Source organism: Intrasporangium chromatireducens Q5-1 (assembly GCF_000576575.1).
Taxonomy (GTDB): Bacteria; Actinomycetota; Actinomycetes; order Actinomycetales; family Dermatophilaceae; genus Intrasporangium_A; species Intrasporangium_A chromatireducens.
Genome location: NZ_AWQS01000444.1, coordinates 1 through 1,710 on the forward strand (window position 1 = coordinate 1; position 1,710 = coordinate 1,710).

The 1,710-nt window shown below is 77.6% G+C and carries 2 protein-coding genes; both read left to right on the top strand.

Going from position 1 to position 1,710, the window contains the following annotated elements:
* The coding region (locus N864_RS22075) for an HAD-IIIA family hydrolase (RefSeq protein ID WP_155893068.1) at window positions 1-752 on the top strand (752 nt) is incomplete at its 5' end.
* A partial coding sequence (locus N864_RS22080; protein ID WP_051518933.1) for a glycosyltransferase family 9 protein occupies window positions 749-1,710 on the top strand: 962 nt, incomplete at its 3' end. The genes N864_RS22075 and N864_RS22080, both read left to right, overlap by 4 nt.

The following is a 1,710-nucleotide window of genomic DNA, read 5'->3' on the forward strand; positions in this document are numbered from 1 at the left end:
CGGTTGGTGGCCTCTCGACGGGGAGGGGGCTGCGCCGGGTGGCCGGGGCGGCCGCCGTGACCTGGCTCGGCCTGACCGCCGACTTCGCCTGGCGCCGCATCGCACCCGGGCCGCGCACGACCACCGAGGTCACCGAGATGGCCTGGACGAGCGCCGCCATCCCGGTCGCGGCGGTCTGGCACCGCCTCCGCGGCGAGTGGCGGCACCGGCACGCCAGGCCCTGGCCGCCGCCCCTGCGGGCGGTCCTGTTCGACCGCGACGGCACCCTCGTGCACGACGTCCCCTACAACGGCGACCCGAGCCTCGTCGCACCGGTGGCCGACGCAGACGCCGCCGTGCGCCGGGTGCGCGCCGACGGCCTGCTCACCGGCGTCGTGAGCAACCAGTCCGGGGTCGCGCGGGGCGTGCTGTCCCGTGAGCAGGTCGCGGCCGTCAACGCCGAGATCGACGACCGGCTCGGGCCGTTCGACACGTGGCAGGTGTGCCCGCACGGACCCGACGACGGCTGCGCCTGCCGCAAGCCGGCCCCCGGTCTCGTGCTTGCCGCGGCCCGGGATCTCGGTGTGCGGCCCGAGGAGTGCGCCGTCATCGGAGACATCGGCAGCGACGTGCTCGCCGCCCGCGCCGCCGGGTCACGTGCGGTCCTCGTGCCCACCGCCGAGACCCTCCCCGACGAGATCGACAACGCCCCGTGGGTCGCGCCAAGCCTGGGGGAGGCGCTCGACCGGCTCCGGATCGGAGGGGCACCTTGACCTCGCACCCCATCCACCCCGGCGGCCCCGGCCGCACCCTCGCGGTCCGCCTCGACAGCGACGGCGACGTGCTGCTCGCCGGGCCGGCCCTGCGCGCCCTGCGGGCCGGCGGCGACCGGCTCGACCTGCTCGTCGCCCCCTCCGGGCGGCAGGCCGCCGAGCTCCTGCCGGGCATCGACGACGTCATCGTCTTCGACGCACCGTGGTCGGGCAACGACCCCCCGCCCGTCTCGGCCCGTGCGGTCGAGCGCCTCGTCACGCGACTGCGCGAGGCGGCCTACGACGACGTGGTCATCTTCACCTCCTTCCACCAGAGCGCCCTGCCGATGGCGCTGCTCGCCCGCCTCGCGGGCGCCGGGCGCGTCAGCGCCACGAGCGAGGACTATCCCGGCTCCCTGCTCGACGTCCGACACCGCCGTATGCCGCTGGGTGCCCCTGACCTGGGCGGCGCGGCGGGCGGACACGAGGTGGAGGCGATGCTCGCGCTCGCCGCCGCGGCCGGGTTCCCGCTGCCGGCCGAGGACGACGCGCGCCTCCGCCTCGCGCCCCTCGGTCCGCCGACCCGCCCCGAGCTGCGCATCGGCGGTCCGTATGTCGTGCTCGCCCCCACCGCGTCGGTCCCGGCGCGCAGCCTCGGTGACCTGGCGAGCCGCCGGATCGCCGACCGGCTCGCCGCAGACGGCTGGACCGTCGTCGTGACGGGAGCGCCGACCGGGCCGACGCCGGCACCCGTCGTCGTGCCCCGTGGCGGGGTCGACCTCGTCGGCCGCACGACCCTCGCCGAGCTGGCGCAGGTGCTCGCCGGCGCACAGTGCGCCGTCGCGGTCAACAGCGGCCCCGGGCACCTCGCCGCCGCGGTCGGCACGCCGGTCGTGAGCCTCTTCGCCCCGGTCGTCCCGGCCGAACGGTGGGCGCCGTGGGGCGTCCCCAGCGTGGTGCTGGGCGACCGGCTGGCCGC